The organism is Sphingobacterium sp. lm-10 (assembly GCF_023554555.1).
Classification (GTDB): domain Bacteria; phylum Bacteroidota; class Bacteroidia; order Sphingobacteriales; family Sphingobacteriaceae; genus Sphingobacterium.
Map to the genome: position 1 here is coordinate 1321008 of NZ_JAMJWC010000001.1, position 20615 is coordinate 1341622.

Below are 20615 nucleotides of genomic sequence, written 5' to 3' on the forward strand. Positions count from 1 at the left end.
AAGAAACTAAATATATGCTGAATTCATTACATCCAACCTGGTTGCTTATTGCTACGTCGTTCACGCTTGTGTCTTGCGGATCGGGATCCAAACAAGATTCAGCAGCAAAAGACTCCGTAGACACGGTGGGCTACACCTTTACTTCAGAGCCTACATGGGCCGATGAATTTGATAAAGATGGTTTGCCAGATACAAACAAATGGTCTTACGATGTGGGTTCGTTACATAATGGTTGGGGAAATCAAGAGTTACAATATTACACCGATGCGGATTCAAAAAATGTAGCGGTAAAAGATGGGCATCTCTACATTCATGCGCTTCCTGAGCAAAAAGAAGGGCTAGACTATACATCTGCTCGATTGGTTAGCAAAGGAAAAGGTGATTTTCTGTATGGAAGGTTTGAAGTTCGTGCAAAAGTGCCGGAAGGAAAAGGCACTTGGCCAGCTGTTTGGATGTTGCCGACCGACTGGAAATATGGAGCTTGGCCAAACTCTGGAGAAATTGATATCTTGGAGCATGTTGGTTATGATCCTGATGTGGTGCACATCAGTGTGCATACCAAAGCATACCACCATTCTATTGGCACACAGAAAACAGCCTTTCGGAAGATCGAGAATGCGCGTGATGACTTTCATGTGTATCGCGTGGATTGGACGCCGGATTACATCAAAGGTTTTGTGGATGGCCAGGAATTATTCTCTTTTGCTAATGAAAGATCCGGTTTTAAAGCATGGCCTTTTGACCAAAAGTTCCACTGGTTAATTAACCTAGCTGTCGGTGGCTTTTGGGGTGGTGCAAAGGGCGTCGATCGGGAAGCATTTCCGGCCGCATTCGTTGTAGATTATGTGCGGGTATACGATTTAGTCAAGTAAATACAATCAAGAGAGAATAGGCTGTTTCGTAACCTGAAACAGCCTATTCTCTTTTCTCGATTCACCTTTTCAAATATTGAATCCATCTGTCCTTTTAAGATACAAAATCGGCCACACTACATAAGAAGGCACCTGATCCTGCTTGGTGGCGCATGATCACCATGTGCCGACTAATAGCCGAATATCTCTTTTAAGGACAGCTTTTTCACCTTCCCTATTTCTTCTAGTTGATGCTCGGCTAAAGCCTCTTCGTCTCCTACTACGCAATACACATACGGCTTCTTACTAAATTCTTCCCCGTGGAAATTTCGCAGGTCTTGATACCCTAATGCAGGTACTCGCTCGTATATCGCTTTTCGAACGTCGCTGGTATTGCCCAGTCGTTCTGCTGCTATGTAGCTGTTCAGGATGGCTGCATTGGTGATGCGCTCGCTAGCGATAGACTTCAATAAACTGGCTTTTGCTGTTTCTAAAGTTGTTTCTGATTCCGGCAGTTCGTCCAGTAGGTCATTCATTCCCGTTATCGCTTCGGCGAATTTATCACTTTGCGTACCAATATAGGCGCTAACCGTGTAGTCGTTTTGCTTCTTCTGTGGTTCAAAGAAATAGGCGTAGGTAGAGTACGCGAGAGCCTTTGATTCACGAATAGTCTGAAAAACAATACTCGACATTCCTGCCCCAAAATAATTATTAAACAGAGAGATTACTGGTGTATTCGCTACATCGTACTCCCCGGAATTTCGAAACCAGTGTACTTCGGCCTGTTTCATATCATAATGAGCAAAAAGCACCTGATTCTCAGTCGTCGGTAATTCTTTAAATATGGTTCCTTTTGTTACTTCTACATAGGGTTTACCGCCGTTATTTAAAGCTGGTAACCGAGGTATTAGCTGGCTAACCAGCTGAGGTCCATAATACAATGCCCTGTGCTTGGTATGTGGTAGATCGTGTAGAATTTCGACCAAGTCCTTAGCGGTCAACCCGTCCAATTCGGCATCACTAAGCGTATAATTAAATGGATTTTCCGCACCAAACTTTGCATGAGCACGCAGCCCTTCCATGATAGCCTGTTTATTTTCTTTAGCATTCGAACGAGATTTTTTCAACCGCGAAATATAGGCATCAAAAGCCTCTTCATCTGCTATACAATTTCTCAAAAGATCCTGAATCAAAGAAACTGTTTCATCGAAATTGTCATTTAAGCCTGAGATACTGATTCGCGTTTCCTCATTACCTGCTGATACCGAAAAATTCGAGGCCAGTTGATAAAATGCCTGACTAAACGATTCGCTATCTCTGTCTTTCGTACCCAAGTATTTTAGATAATCCAATGCCAGAGGCAGCAATTTATTATCCCATTTCCCAAAAGCATATTGGTAGGATAGATTGAATAATGCATTGTCTTTATTTTCTACCGCTAAAATCTCTATATCATCCTGTTTACCCTTGGTCACGTCCTTCTCGTAATCCAGCCACACAGGTTCTATACTCGCTTCAGGTAAAGCATTAATATTTTTAGAAAAGGCAGATTCGCTATCCCTATTCAGCACAATGGGTGTTATTTCTGGCTTCTGTACTTTAACTACCTGATCATCTGTTCCCTGGCGCTTGTATACTACTACATAATTATCATTGTTCAAATATTTGTTGGCAAATGCGACTACATCATCTTTGGTCAACGAGGCCAATCGATCTGTATACCCTACATTTTTCGCCCAGTCTACCTCCGAGGTGAATGCCTCCATAAGCTCACGTGCCCTACCTTTATAGCTTTCATTTAATGAAATCTCCGCTTTTCTCTCATTATTAATAATAGCGGTGATTAGATCGTCCGAAAAATTCCCATCGCGCAACTTTTTAAGCTCCGCAAGCAGTAGGTCCCGTACTTCTTCCAAAGATTGCCCTTGTGAAGGATTCCCCTGAAGCATAAGTATCGAATAATCCTTTAATGTGTAAGCAAATGCCGCAGCTCCAAGTAGTTTTTGCTTTTTTACCAGATTGAGATCAATAAGCCCTGCAGCTCCATTGGTCAAGACATTAGATATTAAATCCAGCATTTGCGCATCATCAGTTGCGGCGCCTGGAAAGCGAAAACCAAGATACACGAACTCTGTACTTGGTCCTTTCACTTCTCGACTAACTGGTTGCGTAATTTCCGGTTCCGGGGCGAAGGTATATTCCGGAATATCTTTGGGTTTCATGTAAGAAAATGCTCGATCTATCTTCTGTACCATTTCAGTCGGGTCAAAATCGCCAGACATAATTATACCCATATTATTAGGCACATAGTAGGTAGAATAATATTCACGAATGGCATTGAGTGAAGGGTTTTTAAGATGTTCTACCGTACCAATCACCGTTTGTCTGCCATAATTATTGTTAGGGAACATGGCTTCAAACATCGCTTCAAAGGTTTTCCTGCTATCATTATCTAGTCCTATATTTTTCTCTTCGTAAACAGTCTCCAGTTCAGTATGAAATAATCGAAGCACGGGTGCGCGGAAACGCTCGGCTTGCACAGCAAGGTATTTTTCTACCACATTATTAGGAATGTCTTCTACATACACCGTTTGTTCAAAGGAGGTAAAAGCATTGGTTCCTTCTGAACCCATATTGCCCATGATTTTATCGTATTCATTGGGAATTGCGAACCTCGCCGCCTCGCCCGAAACCGAATCAATTCGACGATAGATACTTTTTCTTTCCTCTTCATCCGTGGTGGAATTGTAAGCTTCATAGAGCACATCAATCTGATCAAGTAGCGGCTTCTCCTTAGACCAATCCAGTGAGCCAAACGTATCCGTACCTTTAAATAGCATATGCTCTAGATAATGTGCTAGTCCGGTATGATTTTGTGGATCGGTTTTACTTCCTGCCTTTGTCGCGATATAGGCTTGAATGCGTGGTTGCTTTTTGTTGGCACTTAATATAACCGTTAGCCCATTACTAAGTTTATAAAACCGGGATTCTGTCGGATCGTTATTTACATAACGGTATGAATATCCACCATCTTCTGCCTCGGCCCAAGCATATTCTTTCTGTTGAGCATATGCGCCAACGGAAAGAAAAAACAATAGCGTGAATAAAGTTTCTCTGGAAATTACTTTCATATTATTGATTTTGGTTAAATAGTATGGTTTCGAAGGAAAAACAAGTCGTGCCTAGAAGTTTCGATCGTTCCATTATGCCGAATTGCAAACAATTTCGTCGACATACACACAATTATACAAACAAACTACAACTATACCAACTTAGGTTAAAATATTATTATTTTCTCTTTAAGATAATTTTGAAACACAAAATATTAATTCACGTGGAAAAGATATTCTTCACTACGTTGAAATCTCTATTATTTTAAAACCAGTGTAGTCCTTTATGAAGACACCAGATATTGAATCGCGAATGAAACAAAACACCTTTTAATATCAATTACGCCTTTCATACCAACTTCAGAGAATGGGTATAAGAAAATAAAGTTGTTAAAAAGTGTAAAAAATACACTGTAGTATATTTTTGGCATAAGTATTGATTATGTACAAGTATTCATAATTTAGGTTAATAATTGGTTAGTTAGTGAAACACCTGAAGTTCCCCGCTTCAGGTGTTTCTTTTTTATAATGCGCATCTGTCCTTTATAATATAGTCGTAAACAGCTATCTTTAAGACCATAATTAACCATATCACCCACTTTTGATTGACCAGGATGCCGACTTTCATGAATGCTGACAAGAAGTTTTGCTACGTACGAATTTCAATCCTTATTTGCTTTCTTTTCTCTTTCCTAACTAGCCATGCACAAGATAGCTTACGTGAACCTCGCGTTCTTCTGCTGGAGATATTGACAGAAAAAGACGACATAAAGTACGATTCGCTATGGAGGACAATTGGCGAGGATGATCCCCAATTTAAATTACCGACATACGATGACAGCGGCTGGGCGCTACGGGGTACCGAAGTGGATAAGCGTAATGCGCATTATATAGCATGGCGTAGGCTATCATTTCGAGTAGCGCCAGAATTATTAAGAACGCCACTTTGTTTGGATATTTCGCAAAACGGAGCGTCGGAGATTTATTTAGATGGCATATTATTGGACTCCGTTGGCATTATAGGCCAGGACGAACCCAAATTAAACGAATTAAGCAAGCGCTTTCCCACTACTTTTTCCGTAGCAGACACCGGTGTGCATGTCATTGCCGTACGCTATCAAAACCATCCCAAGGTGAATGCCATGAATGATTTAGACGGCAGCTTTCGTGCAGGATTGTTGAATTCTTATAAAGACTTTAACATCTCCTTTCGCGATGCCAATACCTATTACGAGAAAAGCATTGCTAAAAACCTAAAAATCACCACCGTATCGATGGTGTTAAGCGGGGTTTTCTGCGCATTAGCAGCGGTACACTTCCTACTTTTTTGCTTTTATTATAAAGGGTGGTATAATTTATATTTTGGAGCGTACAATCTGGCTATTGGCATCTTCTGTATACTGATATTTAAGATACAATCTACGTATGAAATAGATCTCTATCTATTCTATGTTAAAGCCTCGGTGTATACGTCCATATTATTTTCTGTCGCATTGACCGGATTTACGAATACATTGTTCGGCCGCAGCCGTATTCGACGAATTATCATGTTAGGTATTGGTGCGCTTTGTTTTTTCTCTACACTGGTGTCGCCACTCATCATGGTCTTACTATTTCCATTCTACCTATTCGCGGTGTTAATAGAATCATTTTACATCATACTCCGCGCGATGCTTCGTCGGGAGCGTGCGGCATTTATCGTGGGTGGTGGCATTTTGGCATGCTTTGCTTATATCCTCTTGTTGTTTTTAGTCTCCTTCTTAGGGAAGGCCAATCCCATCAACAACTTTATGGACAGCAACAGCCGAAATGCGTTACTACTCATCCTAATTAGCTTTCCGCTGTCCATATCAGCCTATCTGGCCTATCAATTCGGCAAGACAAATACCAGTTTACAGCAACAACTAGCAGAAGTAAAGCGCCTCTCCACCCGAACATTGGAGCAGGAACACGAAAAGCAGCAAATTCTGCAAAATCAGAATATCCATCTGGAAGAAGAAGTGCGTATACGTACCGAAGATTTGCAGTTAGAAAAGCAAAAATCGGACGAATTGCTACTCAACATTCTACCGCAGGAAATCGCCGAAGAACTGAAGGAACGCGGTGCGACGCAAACGCGCTATCATGAGGAAGTAACCGTTATTTTCACCGACTTCGTCAATTTCACGGAGAATTCGGAGCGTTGGGGTGCCGAGCGTATGATTGCCGAACTGCACGAGGATTTCACCGCTTTTGATAGAATTATGGAGAAACACGGGCTCGAGAAGATCAAAACAATTGGCGATGCTTACCTGGCGGTATGTGGTATCCCCATCAAAACGTCCAATCATGCACACCAAACGGTCTTGGCTGCGCTCGATATCTTGGACTATGTACGGGAAAAGGCGCTTAGAAATGAGGGCAATGCCTTAAATATTCGCATTGGGATTCACTCCGGATCTTTGGTAGCCGGTATTGTGGGCGTTAAAAAGTTTGCTTATGATATTTGGGGAGACACGGTAAACACCGCCGCACGCCTGGAGCAACATAGTTTGCCCGGCAAAATCAATATCTCCGAATCCACTTATCAACTAGTGAAAGATTATTATATATTTGAAAACCGTGGACTGGTAGAGGCCAAAGGTAAGGGCGAGATACCCATGTATTTTGTGAACTCCACCATAGATGAATACCAAGCATAAGATTACGAGGATGGAATACCATAAATTGCATGATATAATTATACAGAAATTGCGTGACGAACTTCCTGGTCACCTTTCTTACCATAGCGTCACCCATGTAAAAGATGTGATTCATGCGGCAGAAAATATAGCAAGAAGCGAAGGCATCACCGGAGACACGCTCACCTTAATAGTAACTGCTGCGTTATTTCATGATACAGGTTTTATCTATGGCTCCAAAAACCATGAGGAACGCTCCTGCGAGATTGCCGCTTCGTACCTGCCAGAATATGGCTACGCAGAACACGATATCGCGCTTATCAAAGGCATGATTATGGCGACCAAAATCCCACAATCTCCCCAAAATCACCTGGAAGAAATACTAGCAGACGCCGATTTGGATTACCTCGGTCGGGACGACTTCTTCGTCATTGGCGACAAACTCTACGAAGAGTTAGCCATGTTTGGCATTGTACAGACAGAAAACGACTGGAATAGCTTGCAGGAAAAATTCTTAGAAAATCACCACTATTTCACCCCAACAGCTATTAGCACGCGACAACAAAAAAAGGATGAAAATCTAGCGATTATCAAGCAGAAGCTATCACAATAGTTGCATTAAGTTACATTCTACCTTCTTTTTGTAGAAATTTCCTTCCTTAGCGCCCTCGTATTTCCGAAAGGCGATTGAGACTATATCGCTATATTTTGATACAATATGGCAACCCCTGCCCTATTTGAATCCCTACTTTTGATGAACAACTTTTGGCTATCTGATGACCAAAAGGAAAATCCAGTCGTTTTGGGAGAATTAGCTTCTTCCATTAGGATTGTTCAGTCACACTAACTGAATTATAAACATAAAATAATACCCATATGATGATGTTATCTAGGCGGCCCCCTTGTCGGGTGTCTGTCATCTGTAAACTATTACTGCTGTATATTTCCTTTTCTATGATGCCCACACATCTACATGCCCAAGATCCGATACAAGTTCGGGGATTCGTGCGGGAGGCAGAGACGAACAATCCATTGGAAAATGTCACGGTAGAAGTAAAGGGAACCAACACAGGAACCAGCACAGACAGCGAAGGAAGGTATACGCTGGAAAACGTGGCTCCAGATGCGATCTTGGTTTTTTCGCTCATCGGCTATCCTAATGTAGAACGAAGTGTTCAAAGCCAAACCAACATCGATATTACCATGGGTGCCGTCGCGGCAGATCTCGATGAAGTGGTGGTCGTGGGTTATGGCACGATGCGAAAGCGAGATGTGACGGGTGCTGTTTCCTCGCTCAATGCGAAAAAAATCGAAAATGAAGCGCCCACGCAATTGACCGATGCACTACGGGGAAATGTCGCCGGATTGAATGTTGGTTTTAGTTCACGTGCCAAGGGTGGTGGTTCTCTGCAAATTCGAGGACGAACGTCCCTAAATGCTGGCACGAGTCCACTCATCGTCCTAGACGGAGCCATTTACTACGGTGCTTGGGAAGATATTAACCCGGCAGATATAGAAACGGTCGATGTACTGAAAGATGCCAGCGCCGCCGCCGTATTCGGTGCGAAATCAGCTTCCGGCGTGATCTTGGTAACCACTAAAAAAGGTACTGAAGGTAAGCCACTCATTAACTACAATACCACAATTGGCCTGGCCACCATGGCCATCAACCAGCCGGTACATCAGGGACAAGATTTCGTCAACTGGCGATCCGACGTATTCAAAAGCATCAATGAAAATGCACAACCTTTCCAGTTTGATGATCCACGAAATTTACCTAGCGACATCAGTACAGATACCTGGTTGGGTTACGATCAGTCATCTGGCGACCCGGTTCGGGTCTGGCTGAGACGCCTAAACCTGCAACCCAACGAAGTAGACAATTATATGAATGGGAACGTGACGGACTGGTATAGTCAGGTTTTTCAACAAGGTTTGCGACAGGATCACAATCTGAGCGTATCAGGTAAAAACAAAGACATATCCTATTATGTAGGTGCAGGCTACTTGGATAATGAAGGAATCATCGTAGGAGACCGCTTCAAGACCTTGCGTACCCGCGTCAATCTCGAGGCGAATGTAACGAGCTTTCTGTCTTTCGGAATGAATCTTCAGGCGGTTTCCCGAGATGACAGCGCCATACCACATGCCTGGGGGGAGATCACCGCCCTATCACCTTACGGCGATCAATTCGATGCAGAAGGCAACTTAACTTGGCGACCTAACAACGAAGTTTCTGGCGGTGTGAGCCCTGGCTACGACGCTTTTCATACGGATCGCATCGATCGTACCAATTCTCTAAACAGTACGATCTTCGCCAAGTTAAAACTCCCACTCGGATTTACCTTCACGACGAACTTCACTCCACGGCTGGAACTGTACGAGCGCTATAACCATGAGCGGTCTACACATGAAAGCTGGGCCACTTTTGGTGGTCGAGCATCTCGTCAGCAGCGGACTACCTACTTCTGGCAGGTCGATAATATCCTAAACTGGAACAAGGAATTTGCGGGTATGCATCGCTTTGATGTCACCTTACTCGCCAATGCAGAGAAGCTACAACGTTGGGACAACAATATGTCGAACGATAATTTTGATCCGAACGACGATTTGGGTTTTCACGGTATTGGCAACGGGATCAACCCCATTATCGGCAGCTATGATAGCTACAGCACGGGCGATGCCTTGATGGCGCGCATGGTGTATACTTTGAAAGATCGCTATACCATCACCGGAACGTACCGTCGCGATGGCTATTCGGCCTTTGGACAGCGGCATCCGCGCGCTGGCTTCGGTTCCATTGCAGGAGCATGGACTTTCTCTGAAGAGTCCTTTTTTGATGTGGACTGGTTCAATTACGGAAAGCTACGGGCTTCTTGGGGTAGCAACGGAAACCGCGATGTGGGTGCAGGCAGAGATATGTATGTTGCGTTGGCCGACCTCACGACAGGTAAGTACCTCTATGTACGACCAGACGGATCTGTTATTCAAGCCAATCAGCTCTGGGTGAACCGCATGCAAAACCCCAACTTCCGCTGGGAAAGAAATACCTCGTACAACTTTGGACTAGACTTTTCCCTGTTTAATGACCGCCTATCAGGTAATCTGGAATATTATCAGATGAATTCTACGGATCTATTGGTCTTACGCAGCCTGCCAAATGTTATCGGTTTTGATAATGTGATGGACAATTTAGGGGAAGTGCGGAATCGGGGTTTTGAGGTTACTTTGAACTCTTTAAATATTTCCCGAGAGAATTTTAGCTGGCGCTCCACCGCTTTGTTTCAACTGAATCGTAATGCGATTAAGCATATCTACCGCGATTATGGTCCCGATGGCCAAGAGCTCAACGATATCCAAAACCGCTGGTTCATCGGGCAACCGATTGATGCCATCTGGGATTGGAAAGCCCAAGGGATTTATCAATTGGGGCAAGAAGAAGAAGCCGCCCGTTATGGTCTTCAACCGGGAGATTATCGATTAGAGGATGTGAACGGCGATGGCCGGTTCAGCAATGCAGACCGCCAGTTTTTAGGCTTTACAGAACCTAGATACCGTTGGTCTTTCCGAAATGATTTTCAATTCCTAAAGAACTTCTCGGCTTCGATCTCTATGTATGCATTATGGGGGCATCAATCTCCTTTCAATTCCTTGAAAAGTCGGGATGGATTTCCGGATCGCAGAAATAGCTATGCTTTTCCGTACTGGACACCAGAGAATCCTTCCAATGAATGGGCACGCATTAATTCCAACGAAGGCAGTGCGACCGGTTTCAACGTATACCGCAAGCGTTCCTTTGTGCGGATAGATAATATTTCCTTGGCTTACAATGTCAACACCGAATGGTTGGAGCGCTACCGTCTACGTGGGCTGCGTGTATTTGCCAATGTGCGAAATGCCGGCATGTGGGCACCAGAATGGTCTTTCTGGGATCCAGAATGGGATCCGAGTAATGGCCCTGGCCCCACACCCAGATTTTACACCATCGGATTGGACATCACTCTATAATTTAAAGCTACCCATCGTATGAAAACGTTTTCAAAATACTCCATATATTCTTTCCTCCTACTGGCCATGGTAACACAAGGTTGTAAGCGCTCTTTTTTAGAGCCAAATCCGCTTTCCATCTACACGCCCGATGAAACTTTTCAAAGTTCTGCCGCCCTATGGGCCACCCTAGTCGCCTGCGAGCGTAACGCCCGGATTGAATTTATGGGCGACGGCGCTCCCATTGTGACGGAAATGATTTATTCGGATATCGCCGTGTCGGGTAGTACCGACAAGCCCGGTCCGGCCATTGATCTTAATCAAGCCATCACACCAGATGGTGACCTGGACAATATTGAATACGAAAATCGTATTGAATGGTATTGGAAAGAAGGCTATCGCGGCATTCGCTACGCGAACACGGCCATCCATTATATCGATGTTCCGCAGGATTATGCTAGCGAAGACGAACGAAATCATCTCTTGGGTGCCGCTTACTTTCACCGGGCGCTGCGCTACTATCGCCTGGTACACCAATTTGGGGATGTGCCTGCGGTATTCTTTATGGCCACCGAACCGAAATTGGATTTCTACAGTACCAAGCGGGAAGTCATCCTCGAACAACTCAAAGAAGATTTGGAATTTGCCCAGGAATGGGTTCCCGATAATGTCAATAAAGGGCAGGTAACTAAAGGTGCCGTCAGTCATTTGCTCACCAAAGTCAATCTAGCTTTAGGTTACTTTGACGACGCGATACAATCTGCAAACAACGTCATCAACGGCGGTACATATAGCTTAATGACCACGCGCTTTGGCTCCGCGCAAACCAATGCGAGTCGGAATGTCATTTGGGATCTGCATCGTCCGGAAAATAAATCGCTGTCGAACAACCGCGAAGCCTTATTCCTGGTGATCGACCGTATCAACCTGGATGGCAATCAATCCGGTGGCGTGCAGTCCATGCGAAATGGTCTGCCGTTCTGGAGCAATGCCGGCATTGTGACGCCGGCCGGAAATCGCGCCATGTCGGATCTGCATACCATCGAGCTACCGCAGGTATTGCAATATGGCCGTGGAATCGGTCGTGTGCGACCAACCTGGTATAGCCAACATAGCTTGTGGACGGATGACACCGACTTACGCCATGCACCGGGGAATTGGATGCGTATGGAGGATTTGGTGTACAATGCGCCAGGCTTAAAAGGTAGTGATCCAAGTTACGGACAACCACTACAGAAGCGTAATGCGCAAGGCGGACTATTGACCACCGATAGCATACGGTTTTGGTTTGATTGGCCACATTACAAGCTGTATGTAGAAGATCCACAGCGCGTGCAGCCTGCGGGTGGTAACTCCGATTGGTACGTTTTCCGCCTGGCAGAAACGCTGCTACTTCGTGCCGAAGCCTACGTATGGAAGGGCGATTTAGCTAGTGCCGCGACAGATATTAACGCCGTAAGAACGCGCGCTAATGCACTGCCTATTGCGGCAGCAGATGTGAATATCGGCATCGTGCTAGACGAAAGGGCTAGGGAATTATATTACGAAGAACCACGAAAAACAGAGATCACCCGCGTCGCTTATATCTTTGCTAAAACCGGGGCTACCTCCGAAGAAGGTAAAACGTATAGCTTGGTCAACTTTTCCGAAAACAATTACTTCTACGATCGGGTGATGGCTAAAAGCGACTTTTATAATAAAGGGGTGCGGACAAACTTTGGGATTAACTACCGCATGAGTCCGTATCACGTGCTGTGGCCGGTACCCATTAGTGCCATCAACGGAAATCCGCAGGGAAACATTAACCAGAATAACGGCTACGTGGGTGCGGAGACCAATATAGAACCATTAGATTACGTGATTGATCAGATCGGTGATGCAGGCGATGAATAGTTTGGTAGTCGTTTTTGATCCGATATCCGGCAAATTGCTGGCAAGAAAGCCACTTAATGGTACGTTTCTAGTGCTTTCTACTCTTTAAGATGCGACCTGCATCTGTCACAAAAATATAATGGTAACCGGGGAAAGCTTTCATCAAAGCTTTCCCTTTTTCACGCCCCAATACCATGATGGATGTGCTCAGCGCATTGGCCATTTCGCACGACGGTCCGTATATACTGACACTGGTAAGGCCAGTAGATGGGTATCCAGTCTTGGGGTTAATAATGTGCGCATACCGAGTACCCGCTATTTCGGCGTATTTCTGATAACTGCCTGAGGTAGCCACCGCCTCCTCCTCCAGCTTCAAAACCTGTATCATTTTATGTGGACGAAACGGATGATTCAGCCCGATCTTCCAATACTGCTTTTGTGGAGGTGCTCCCCAAGTCGCCAAGTCGCCAGAAGCATTAACGATCCCACCTTTTACCCCCAGCTTTTGCATCAATTCTCGTCCCTTGTCGGCTGCATAACCTTTCCCAATGGATCCAAAGCCAATCTTCATGCCTTTCTTGCTCAGGTAAATGCTCGAGGCGGCACTGTCCAATACGATGTATTGATATCCTACGTGCGCTATACTTCGTTGTACCATTTCCTCCGTTGGCAATTCATTCATGCTGCCATCAAATCGCCACACCTGATCCAGTCCGGCCACGCTAATATCAAAAGCGCCATCCGATAGTTGAGAATACATCAGTGCCCGCTTTGTCAGTTCAAATACTTCTCGATCTACCACGACAGGACGAGCTCCTGCCTGCTGATTCACTCGCGATATGGGGGTGTGCGGTTGCCATTCCGAGATCAGGTTTTCGATACGGATTACTTCTGCAATGACCTGATCAATATGTTGATTCGCCTGTGCAGAATCCACGTCAACGATACTGATATCGAAAACCGATCCCATCAAAGTGGCCTGTCGGGTAAGCAGGATCTCCTGCCCCATCAGTGCATGGCTAGTGATGACTAAAGCACCAAACACCAACGCCTTCCGGCATGTATGCAGCCATCCAGCATTCATTAGTAGCAGTCTGTTAAAAGTTGCCCTTTGCTTCGGTAATGTTCTAGGTTCGCTAGGCCGGCATAGTGCAAAATAGCTTCCAAAATTACTTCTACATCACGTTGCATTTGCAGCGCGCCACAGATCATGATCACGCCGCCATCTCGTAGCAGTTGTTCAAAGTAGTTCGAATCCTGTCGAATTAGATCCAGTACGTACTGACTACTCTTCTCCCGGGAATAGGCGACATGATAGGATGACAGTTGTCGCTTCGCTATCTGCTGATTAGCAAATGCGGCATATTCCTCATTAGAGGGCGTCTTGTACCGAAATCCGGCATACAAACGGATAGATCTTTTCTTTTTATTAGCGTCTACCATTCCCAGAAAAGGTGCTATGCCTGTTCCATTAGCCACCATGGCTATTGGTTTCGACTTCTTCGGCAGGTGGAAGTTGGGATTCGGCAGCAAACGAGCCGATAAACGATCACCTGCTGCCAGGCAGTGTAAGTAGCCGGAGCCTAACCCTTCTGGATGAAGTTTGACGATGAGTTGGATCTTTCCGCCCGTTAAACCGATCGAATAAAACCGTTCCTTCGCATCATTGTCCGGATAGATGGCCAACAGATCCCCAGAAGCAATACGGAGGCGCTTTTTGGGTTTTAGAATAACCTTAAACACGGGATCGTGATCGCTGATTACGGCGGTTTTGGAGATTACGGTCAGTTGGTGTAACGGTGGTTGCGCCGAAGCATATACGGTTTCGGCTGTCGCTAAGGTCATCAGCGTTTCCTTACTCCATTCCTGCGCCCAAGCCACCACATCTGCGGTTGATTTTTCGTTAACGGTGTGCAAAGGTAGTGTACGCTTCGCCCAAGCCTGCGATTCTAATACCGTATCGATATGATATGCAAATGCGCAAAAATCCGGATAGGATCGAGATCCAAATCCCAAAACGGAAAAACCGATCGGTTGCTGCTGGAGAGAGGCAGACAAGAGCTGCTCGAATTTCTTTCCGTTGCTCGGCGCTTCGCCCAATCCGTAGGTACAGGTGAAGATCACCATTTCCCGCGCTTTGGGATAAACGGTATATTGATCCATATTGGTGAGCAAAACACGTTCGCCCTGATCCAGTAATTGCTTAAATACCCGGTTGGCCATGGCCAAGGTACTGCCATTTTCCGAGCCATACAGTAAGATGATCTCGGCATTATGAGCGCGATATTTATTTTTGATCTTTGTGCCGGTTCTGCGAAATGTAATAACAAACCCCGAATAGATAAAGAAGAGAATATTTAATGCCCCTAAGCCTAAAATAACAGCCCATACCCGATTAGTTTGTCCGGTATGTAAATCCAAACTCAGTTTTTCCCAAACAGCAGCGTAGGCATAGCGTGTTTCTTCCACAACCTCACCACTTATTTGATGCACCGTAACTTGCCGATCCGTTAAAGTAAGTACAAAGTATTCCTCTGGATCGTCTTCCATAAAAGGAAATTCCAGCCGTTCGACCTCGTCCAGCATAATTTCTTGAAAAATCGGAAAATCTGCCGGCATCAATTGCTTCTCACCCCACTCTTCTGCTGTACGCTCCTCCAAGTTATATTCTTGTCGCAGCTCTGGCTTAGTCAAGATACCTGTCCTCACAAGAAAAAGATAGGTCCCTGTTAGGGAAATCATCAGGACAGGAATGAGCATAAACCTGCCACTTACAATATGGAAATATTGTGCGAAGAAGTCCCGATGTACTTTTCCAAAGAAATGTCGCCAGCCTTGTTGTCTTTTAACGATCAGAAGGATACCGGTAAGGGTAATCAGCAAGAGTAGGAAAGAAACCACGCCGACTACAATACGCCCTGTTTCATGCAGAAACAACGACCGGTGTAAGGTGGTCGTCCATTGGATGAAGTCGCTCTTCTTTGCCACAGGCCCCAACAGTAATCCGGTATGAGGATCAATGTATCCTTTTACTGTCTCACTCTCCTCGTCCAGCGCATCTATGTATACCCGGGATTGCTTATCCACCGACAGCTCGATAATCTCCGGGTATAGATTCTTAACAACCTGCACAGTTTGGGCGACGGAGAGACTGTCTAAACTCGTGGATCGATACGAGCTACTATTATCCTCCACCGCATCATAAGCAAGTATAACACCGGTAAGCGATAGTATGAGTAAGAACAAGGAGGATATCAACGCTAACAAAAGGTGCGCGTACCTCCAAACCGATAACGTCATTGTTGGCGAACTATTGGGCTTTCGTCAGTTTTACAAACCGAATGTAACCCTTTCCATTTGTTCGTGCGGTAATACCGTCTGTCGTTAGTGATACTTCCGCATCTGCCGTGTGGTACTTCTGCTCTTCTACAGCCGACTCGAAACGTAATTTATAACCTTTGTTCAATTTATCGTTATCTATTTCCAGCACTTTTACCGCGCGATCACCACCACCGACAGAAGCTCCAGTTACTGCGTGTAGCTTTTCCTTGGTTTTGTTTTGGAATTTGTCCCACTCTTTCAAAGTATTGTACCATTGTTTGTCTGGCCCCAGTACAGACAAGGTCTTTTCATAGCCACCTTGGGGGTTTATCAAAGAAATGATTACGTAGGCCGCTTCGCCTTCGTACGCATTCATTTGAATCATGCATTTATATTTGCTGGACTGAGCAGCAACGGAAGACATAAAACCTAATCCTAAGGCCAAAGCCAACAGTATTTTCACAGTTGTATTCATTTGCTTATTTTAAGAAGTCTGTAGAAACTTCATTATTGGATAAAAAGTCATTTTCCTGCGCCAGATCGAACGCCGTTTCATCAAATTCGGTCTTCAACGACTTATCTGCTCCAAGCGCAACTAATGCTTTAAGCATTTTGTCATCTTTCGCAATCAAGGCTGCTTTGTGCAATGCCGTCACCCCTTCTTTATCCTGCGCATTGATATTAGCACCCAACTTTGCAGCCTGCTGTACTAAATCTATATTTTCTTTCGCTACCGCTAAGTGGAAAAGGGAGCTGCCATCTGCTTGTGGCGCAGCAACATCAATTCCCTTGCTTTGCAGAAGCGCTAGCTTTTGTTCGAACGGGTTAGCGGATGTAGTCGCTGCACCTTCCCGACCGGCACCACGACCTGTAGCAGCACGATGGGAGTTGAACCAATAATAGGCCAGATTGTGTCCATCTTTGTTTAACAAACCTGTCTCTGCGCCTTGTGCCAGCAATAGTTTTACATTTTCTGGCGAACCGTTGCCTACTGCTAACGTCAGCGCTGATTCTCCTTTTTCGTTGATGGCATTTACCTCGCTACCAGCGCTTAATAATGCGGCTACAACCTCCTCATTTTGTCCAGCCGATGCTAGCATCAATGCCGTAGTACCATCATTATTCGCTTTGGTTACCGGAACATTTTTAGCCAGGAAATAATTGATAATTTCCATATTACCTCCACGTACTAATCCGTGCAACACGGTAGCACCATCGTGGCTGATCGCTTGTGGATTTAACCCCTTTTTCTCGACTAGATACTGGTAGGTATCCAAACCGTTGGATTCTCTACGATATCCTTGGCTGGCAAAAAACAGTGCATTGTCAGTTAACTTTGATCCGCGTTGAATTAATTTTTCGATTAACTCAGGCTTGCCGGACTTCGCCGCATAATCGGCTACAGTACGGCCGTGTGCATCTTTATCTTTGATGGAAAGACCTTTAGCTTCGAAGTATTCCACCAAAGCTAGATCTTCGTCACCCGGGGCAACTAACATCAAAAGTGTGGCACCATCGGCATAGGTCTTTTTCGGGTCGACACCTTTCTCAAATAATGCATCGTATATTGCCGTATTGGTATTCCCATTGCCCGCCGCATACGCTGCAATAGGTACGCCATAACTGTCAGCATAGTTCACGTCAGCACCTTTCTTTAACAGGTAGTCTACGACTTCTTTATTGCCAGACGCGGCAGCCCAGTGTAAGTAATGGCGACTATGGTGTGTTTTCTTATCTACTGGGTTTCCCTCTTGGTCCAGCAAGTAGAATATAATATCGTTGGAAGCACCGCTATTGATTGCCATGGTGGGCACATCGAAAGACGCTGCATTGGATTCGGCAGGATTATTTCCTTCGGCTGTTAATGTTTTTACTTTATTCAGGTCTGGGTTCGTTCCCCAAAAATCGCGGCTCAAAAATACATTCTGGCTTTGTGCGGAGGCAGCACCTGTACTAAGACCAAAAAGTAGTAGGGCTAGTTGATAAGTCTTCATATATGATCTGGCTTTATTTATTATAAGTCTAATTAAAGCCAAACTTAACCAAATTATCAATAAATAGTGCTTTTAAATACGAAATAGTTACATAATGTCTTTAGTGTACAGTTAGATTGTCCGATTTCAATAAGAATATCGTTGAAAAAAATGTGGTGTTTACCACGCGAGAACGGGTATTTGGCGATACCATCATCCATATCCTTCTGATCTTTATCCCAAAATTGCAGTGCGATCTCCCGGCTCTCCAGGAAGTCAATAGTTAGCGTCTACTCTATCGAAACTGATCTCCGAATTGATTATAGACTCAGATTATCGCTGAAAACTCTGTGAAACAAATGGCAGACAATCCAACAATGCCGATTGCCAATAGAGCCAATCATGTGCTCCATCTCTTATTCTAAATTCAAGCGGAATTTTGGCGTTGCGCATGGCGCGAAAAAAATCGATATTGGAATCTAATAGGAAATCGTCATCGCCGCAATCTACAAACCAACGAATACTCCGCAAGGCCTCCTTCTGCTCTTCTGTGGCATTAATCACATAATCTACACAGCTATTTTCGATTACTGATTTAGTGAGCAACGCGCGCTTGGTCTGGCTGTTTTGATCCGTCTGATTGTTACGATTTTCAGGAAGGTCCATCAGTGCACTCATGGCGTACACCGATCCAAATAACTCTGGGTGACGTTGCCCATAGGCTGTGCTTCCTCCTCCGCCCATAGATAGACCTGCTACGGCTCTATTCTGCTTATTGCCAATCACCCGGTACATACTTTCAATATGTGGTAAAAATTCTTTGTAAAAGAATTGCTCATAATTCCAACCGGGCATATCAAAATAACCGTTCCATTCCGTGTCTGGATTACCTCCAGCATTGGGGCTTACAATAATCATATCCACGGATTCGCCACTTGCGGCCAATTGATCTTGCACCTGCTTTACGCTGGCACTTTCGAACCAGCTGCTGTTAATGCCAGACAAACCATGCAACAAATATAAAATAGGATATTTCTTGTCTGTGTTACTTTCGTAACCCTTCGGCAAGTAGATGGTATACGCCCGATCCGCATTTAGGATCTCGCTATGAATAGTATCCGTTTTTACTTGGCTTTTAAGGTTGGCCGTTTGGGCATGTGAGTTGAGGCCAAGCAGCAGAAATGTGTATAGGAATAGGAAGTTCTTCATAATTGGATTGTTACAAGTAGTAAATATAGTGACTATTCCGTGTAATTTTAATTGATGTAATGCTTACGACAACTTATAATTTTGCTCATGAAGCCATCTTACAACAAATCTAAATCCTGAAGTTTACGTCCAAAGACATCATCTGCTGCTAATTTTAAGAAATCATCTTGAAGACGTAAAACGCGTAGTACATTAAAATAGGCGCCCATCGCCACACTAGGCTCTCCCTTTTCGATTAGATACAAAGTCGATCGAGCGATTCCGGCGCGCTCCGCCACTTGAACCGTAGTTAACTTCCTTCGCTTACGTGCAAGTTTAATATTCTCGCCCATTTGTTGCAATGCAGCTTGAAAATTAGGTAGCACAGATTGCTTTCTCACAATTAATGATTGTTATTTCAAACAAAAATAGATAAAACGATTGAAATAACAAACAAAAAAATTATCATTCGTTTTGTAGTAAAAATGACTAATAAAATATTTTATGACAATTAACTTCTTCTTCCGATTTCGTCGTTAATGTTCTTCAAGTATATCAGACTCGGTGTTAGAGTCAGTGGAAGAATTGTAGCCACTATTAGTAGTGCGAATTTATCCTTACTTATGGCTAAGTATATCAGTATGCTTATTAATAATGTCGTAGATAAAGTAGTACCTATGATTACACCCCGAACAGAAGCCTTTTTTTTCAAAAGCTCTTCCATAGATATTGTATTTAGGCTATTGCTTTGGTTTTTCATTGAATTAAATGCTATTAAGTAGTGATATATGATCAGTGAAAAGAGCGCTTACACTCGTCCTAACTAAGTAAGTAAATACATGATCTTTCATCAAGCAGTTTTGCGCTGTTCCAGCTCGTTTAAGATAGATTTGCGCTGTCGACGGTTAGCGATCAGCAGTAAAAGCAAAGGAATAAACAAAAATGTATACACTTTGGCATTACCATCAATAATCGAGACAATCGATGCGATTGACAATACGATCGCAGATGTTAAAGATATTTTGTAATGTCTTTGCATCTTTTTTGATTTACGTATTAAATCATCATCCGATGTGCTCTTGAAGTCAATTTTACTTAACATAAGTTTGTAAGGTTAGATTTATGAATTTTAGGGTTAAGAAAACAGGGGAAAAGCGAAGTCAACAATAATTTTGTATAAGATTACACCTAAAGCGAAGAACATGACGTCTCTCCAATACGTCCTTTTGGAATGTCTGGTTTTCATAGATTTCATAATTTACCAAATATATCAAAATTTTAGTTTCTGCTCGCTTTTTCGGCGAAACCACCGCGATATAAGGCGATTGGTCGACGAGGAATCTGCTGCGCCTCGGGTAATGTTGTTCAACTGTTGGCGAATCTGTCTGGACATACTTGCGGCAGATCCAAATTCGCTCATGTTCTGCCAGGTACGCTGGAAACTTGGATCGTCCATGATGCGTTGCTTGTCTACACCGCCCTTGGTACGGACTTCATAACCTTAGTGCGGTGCTTGTTAGTTCGCGATTAGCTGGCCATAGGTTCACTGTTAGTTGGCTATGAGTTCACGTTTATTCGCCTTTAGTTCAGGTTGCCCTTTGCCCTGTGTCTGAAGAGGACCAATTATTTCGAGGCGTCCATATTTTGTTGGAA

General features: G+C 44.2%; 14 protein-coding genes. 5 read left to right on the top strand and 9 right to left on the bottom strand.

Features of this window, described 5'->3' with window-relative positions:
- Window positions 1-14 precede the first annotated feature (14 nt).
- Window positions 15-872 (top strand): glycoside hydrolase family 16 protein, encoded by an 858-nt coding sequence (locus tag M8998_RS05175; RefSeq protein ID WP_249991061.1) that lies wholly within the window; start codon window positions 15-17, stop codon window positions 870-872.
- Window positions 873-1042: 170 nt separating this feature from the next.
- Here the strand turns inward: M8998_RS05175 and M8998_RS05180 are convergent, their stop codons facing one another.
- Window positions 1043-3982 carry a M16 family metallopeptidase gene (locus M8998_RS05180; protein ID WP_249991062.1) on the bottom strand — a complete coding sequence of 980 codons (2940 nt, stop codon included), beginning with the start codon at window positions 3980-3982 and terminating at the stop codon, window positions 1043-1045.
- A 605-nt stretch (window positions 3983-4587) separates the two neighbouring features.
- On the opposite strand from M8998_RS05180, the gene M8998_RS05185 reads away from it, so the two are divergent.
- From M8998_RS05185 to M8998_RS05200, 4 genes are all read left to right on the top strand, one after another.
- Entirely contained in the window at window positions 4588-6642 is a 2055-nt protein-coding gene (locus tag M8998_RS05185) for an adenylate/guanylate cyclase domain-containing protein (protein WP_249991063.1), read from the top strand.
- A gap of 10 nt (window positions 6643-6652) precedes the next feature.
- Window positions 6653-7234 carry an HD domain-containing protein gene (locus M8998_RS05190; protein ID WP_249991064.1) on the top strand — a complete coding sequence of 194 codons (582 nt, stop codon included), beginning with the start codon at window positions 6653-6655 and terminating at the stop codon, window positions 7232-7234.
- Between the two features lie 341 nt (window positions 7235-7575).
- Complete coding sequence (locus M8998_RS05195) at window positions 7576-10629, top strand: SusC/RagA family TonB-linked outer membrane protein (protein WP_249991065.1); 3054 nt, start codon at window positions 7576-7578, stop codon at window positions 10627-10629.
- A gap of 18 nt (window positions 10630-10647) precedes the next feature.
- Complete coding sequence (locus M8998_RS05200; protein WP_249991066.1) at window positions 10648-12501, top strand: RagB/SusD family nutrient uptake outer membrane protein; 1854 nt, start codon at window positions 10648-10650, stop codon at window positions 12499-12501.
- 67 nt (window positions 12502-12568) lie between these two features.
- Here the strand turns inward: M8998_RS05200 and M8998_RS05205 are convergent, their stop codons facing one another.
- The 8 genes from M8998_RS05205 to M8998_RS05240 form a co-directional block, all read right to left on the bottom strand.
- Entirely contained in the window at window positions 12569-13564 is a 996-nt protein-coding gene (locus tag M8998_RS05205) for an FAD:protein FMN transferase (RefSeq protein ID WP_249991067.1), read from the bottom strand.
- Complete coding sequence (locus M8998_RS05210) at window positions 13564-15780, bottom strand: PepSY domain-containing protein (protein ID WP_249991068.1); 2217 nt, start codon at window positions 15778-15780, stop codon at window positions 13564-13566. The genes M8998_RS05205 and M8998_RS05210 overlap by 1 nt, the downstream gene beginning before the upstream one ends.
- 10 nt (window positions 15781-15790) lie before the next feature.
- Entirely contained in the window at window positions 15791-16276 is a 486-nt protein-coding gene (locus tag M8998_RS05215; RefSeq protein ID WP_249991069.1) for a DUF2271 domain-containing protein, read from the bottom strand.
- A gap of 4 nt (window positions 16277-16280) precedes the next feature.
- Complete coding sequence (locus M8998_RS05220) at window positions 16281-17795, bottom strand: ankyrin repeat domain-containing protein (protein WP_249991070.1); 1515 nt, start codon at window positions 17793-17795, stop codon at window positions 16281-16283.
- A gap of 312 nt (window positions 17796-18107) precedes the next feature.
- Complete coding sequence (locus M8998_RS05225; protein WP_249991071.1) at window positions 18108-18983, bottom strand: alpha/beta hydrolase; 876 nt, start codon at window positions 18981-18983, stop codon at window positions 18108-18110.
- Between the two features lie 98 nt (window positions 18984-19081).
- The gene (locus tag M8998_RS05230) at window positions 19082-19363 is read right to left on the bottom strand and encodes a helix-turn-helix transcriptional regulator (RefSeq protein WP_249991072.1); all 282 of its coding nucleotides are present in this window, start codon (window positions 19361-19363) and stop codon (window positions 19082-19084) included.
- A 449-nt stretch (window positions 19364-19812) separates the two neighbouring features.
- Entirely contained in the window at window positions 19813-20064 is a 252-nt protein-coding gene (locus M8998_RS05235; protein ID WP_249991073.1) for a hypothetical protein, read from the bottom strand.
- Window positions 20065-20232: 168 nt separating this feature from the next.
- Window positions 20233-20418, bottom strand: a complete 186-nt coding sequence (locus M8998_RS05240) for a hypothetical protein (RefSeq protein WP_249991074.1) — start codon at window positions 20416-20418, stop codon at window positions 20233-20235.
- Window positions 20419-20615 lie beyond the last annotated feature (197 nt).

Coding starts and splice junctions, on each gene's coding strand:
- M8998_RS05185 (WP_249991063.1), top strand. CDS start 4,588: ATGAATGCTGACAAGAAGTTTTGCTACGTACGAATTTCAATCCTTATT.
- M8998_RS05210 (WP_249991068.1), bottom strand. CDS start 15,780: ATGACGTTATCGGTTTGGAGGTACGCGCACCTTTTGTTAGCGTTGATA.
- M8998_RS05220 (WP_249991070.1), bottom strand. CDS start 17,795: ATGAAGACTTATCAACTAGCCCTACTACTTTTTGGTCTTAGTACAGGT.
- M8998_RS05225 (WP_249991071.1), bottom strand. CDS start 18,983: ATGAAGAACTTCCTATTCCTATACACATTTCTGCTGCTTGGCCTCAAC.
- M8998_RS05235 (WP_249991073.1), bottom strand. CDS start 20,064: ATGTTAAGTAAAATTGACTTCAAGAGCACATCGGATGATGATTTAATA.
- M8998_RS05215 (WP_249991069.1), bottom strand. CDS start 16,276: ATGAATACAACTGTGAAAATACTGTTGGCTTTGGCCTTAGGATTAGGT.
- M8998_RS05190 (WP_249991064.1), top strand. CDS start 6,653: ATGGAATACCATAAATTGCATGATATAATTATACAGAAATTGCGTGAC.
- M8998_RS05175 (WP_249991061.1), top strand. CDS start 15: ATGCTGAATTCATTACATCCAACCTGGTTGCTTATTGCTACGTCGTTC.
- M8998_RS05180 (WP_249991062.1), bottom strand. CDS start 3,982: ATGAAAGTAATTTCCAGAGAAACTTTATTCACGCTATTGTTTTTTCTT.
- M8998_RS05195 (WP_249991065.1), top strand. CDS start 7,576: ATGATGCCCACACATCTACATGCCCAAGATCCGATACAAGTTCGGGGA.
- M8998_RS05205 (WP_249991067.1), bottom strand. CDS start 13,564: ATGAATGCTGGATGGCTGCATACATGCCGGAAGGCGTTGGTGTTTGGT.
- M8998_RS05240 (WP_249991074.1), bottom strand. CDS start 20,418: ATGGACGATCCAAGTTTCCAGCGTACCTGGCAGAACATGAGCGAATTT.
- M8998_RS05200 (WP_249991066.1), top strand. CDS start 10,648: ATGAAAACGTTTTCAAAATACTCCATATATTCTTTCCTCCTACTGGCC.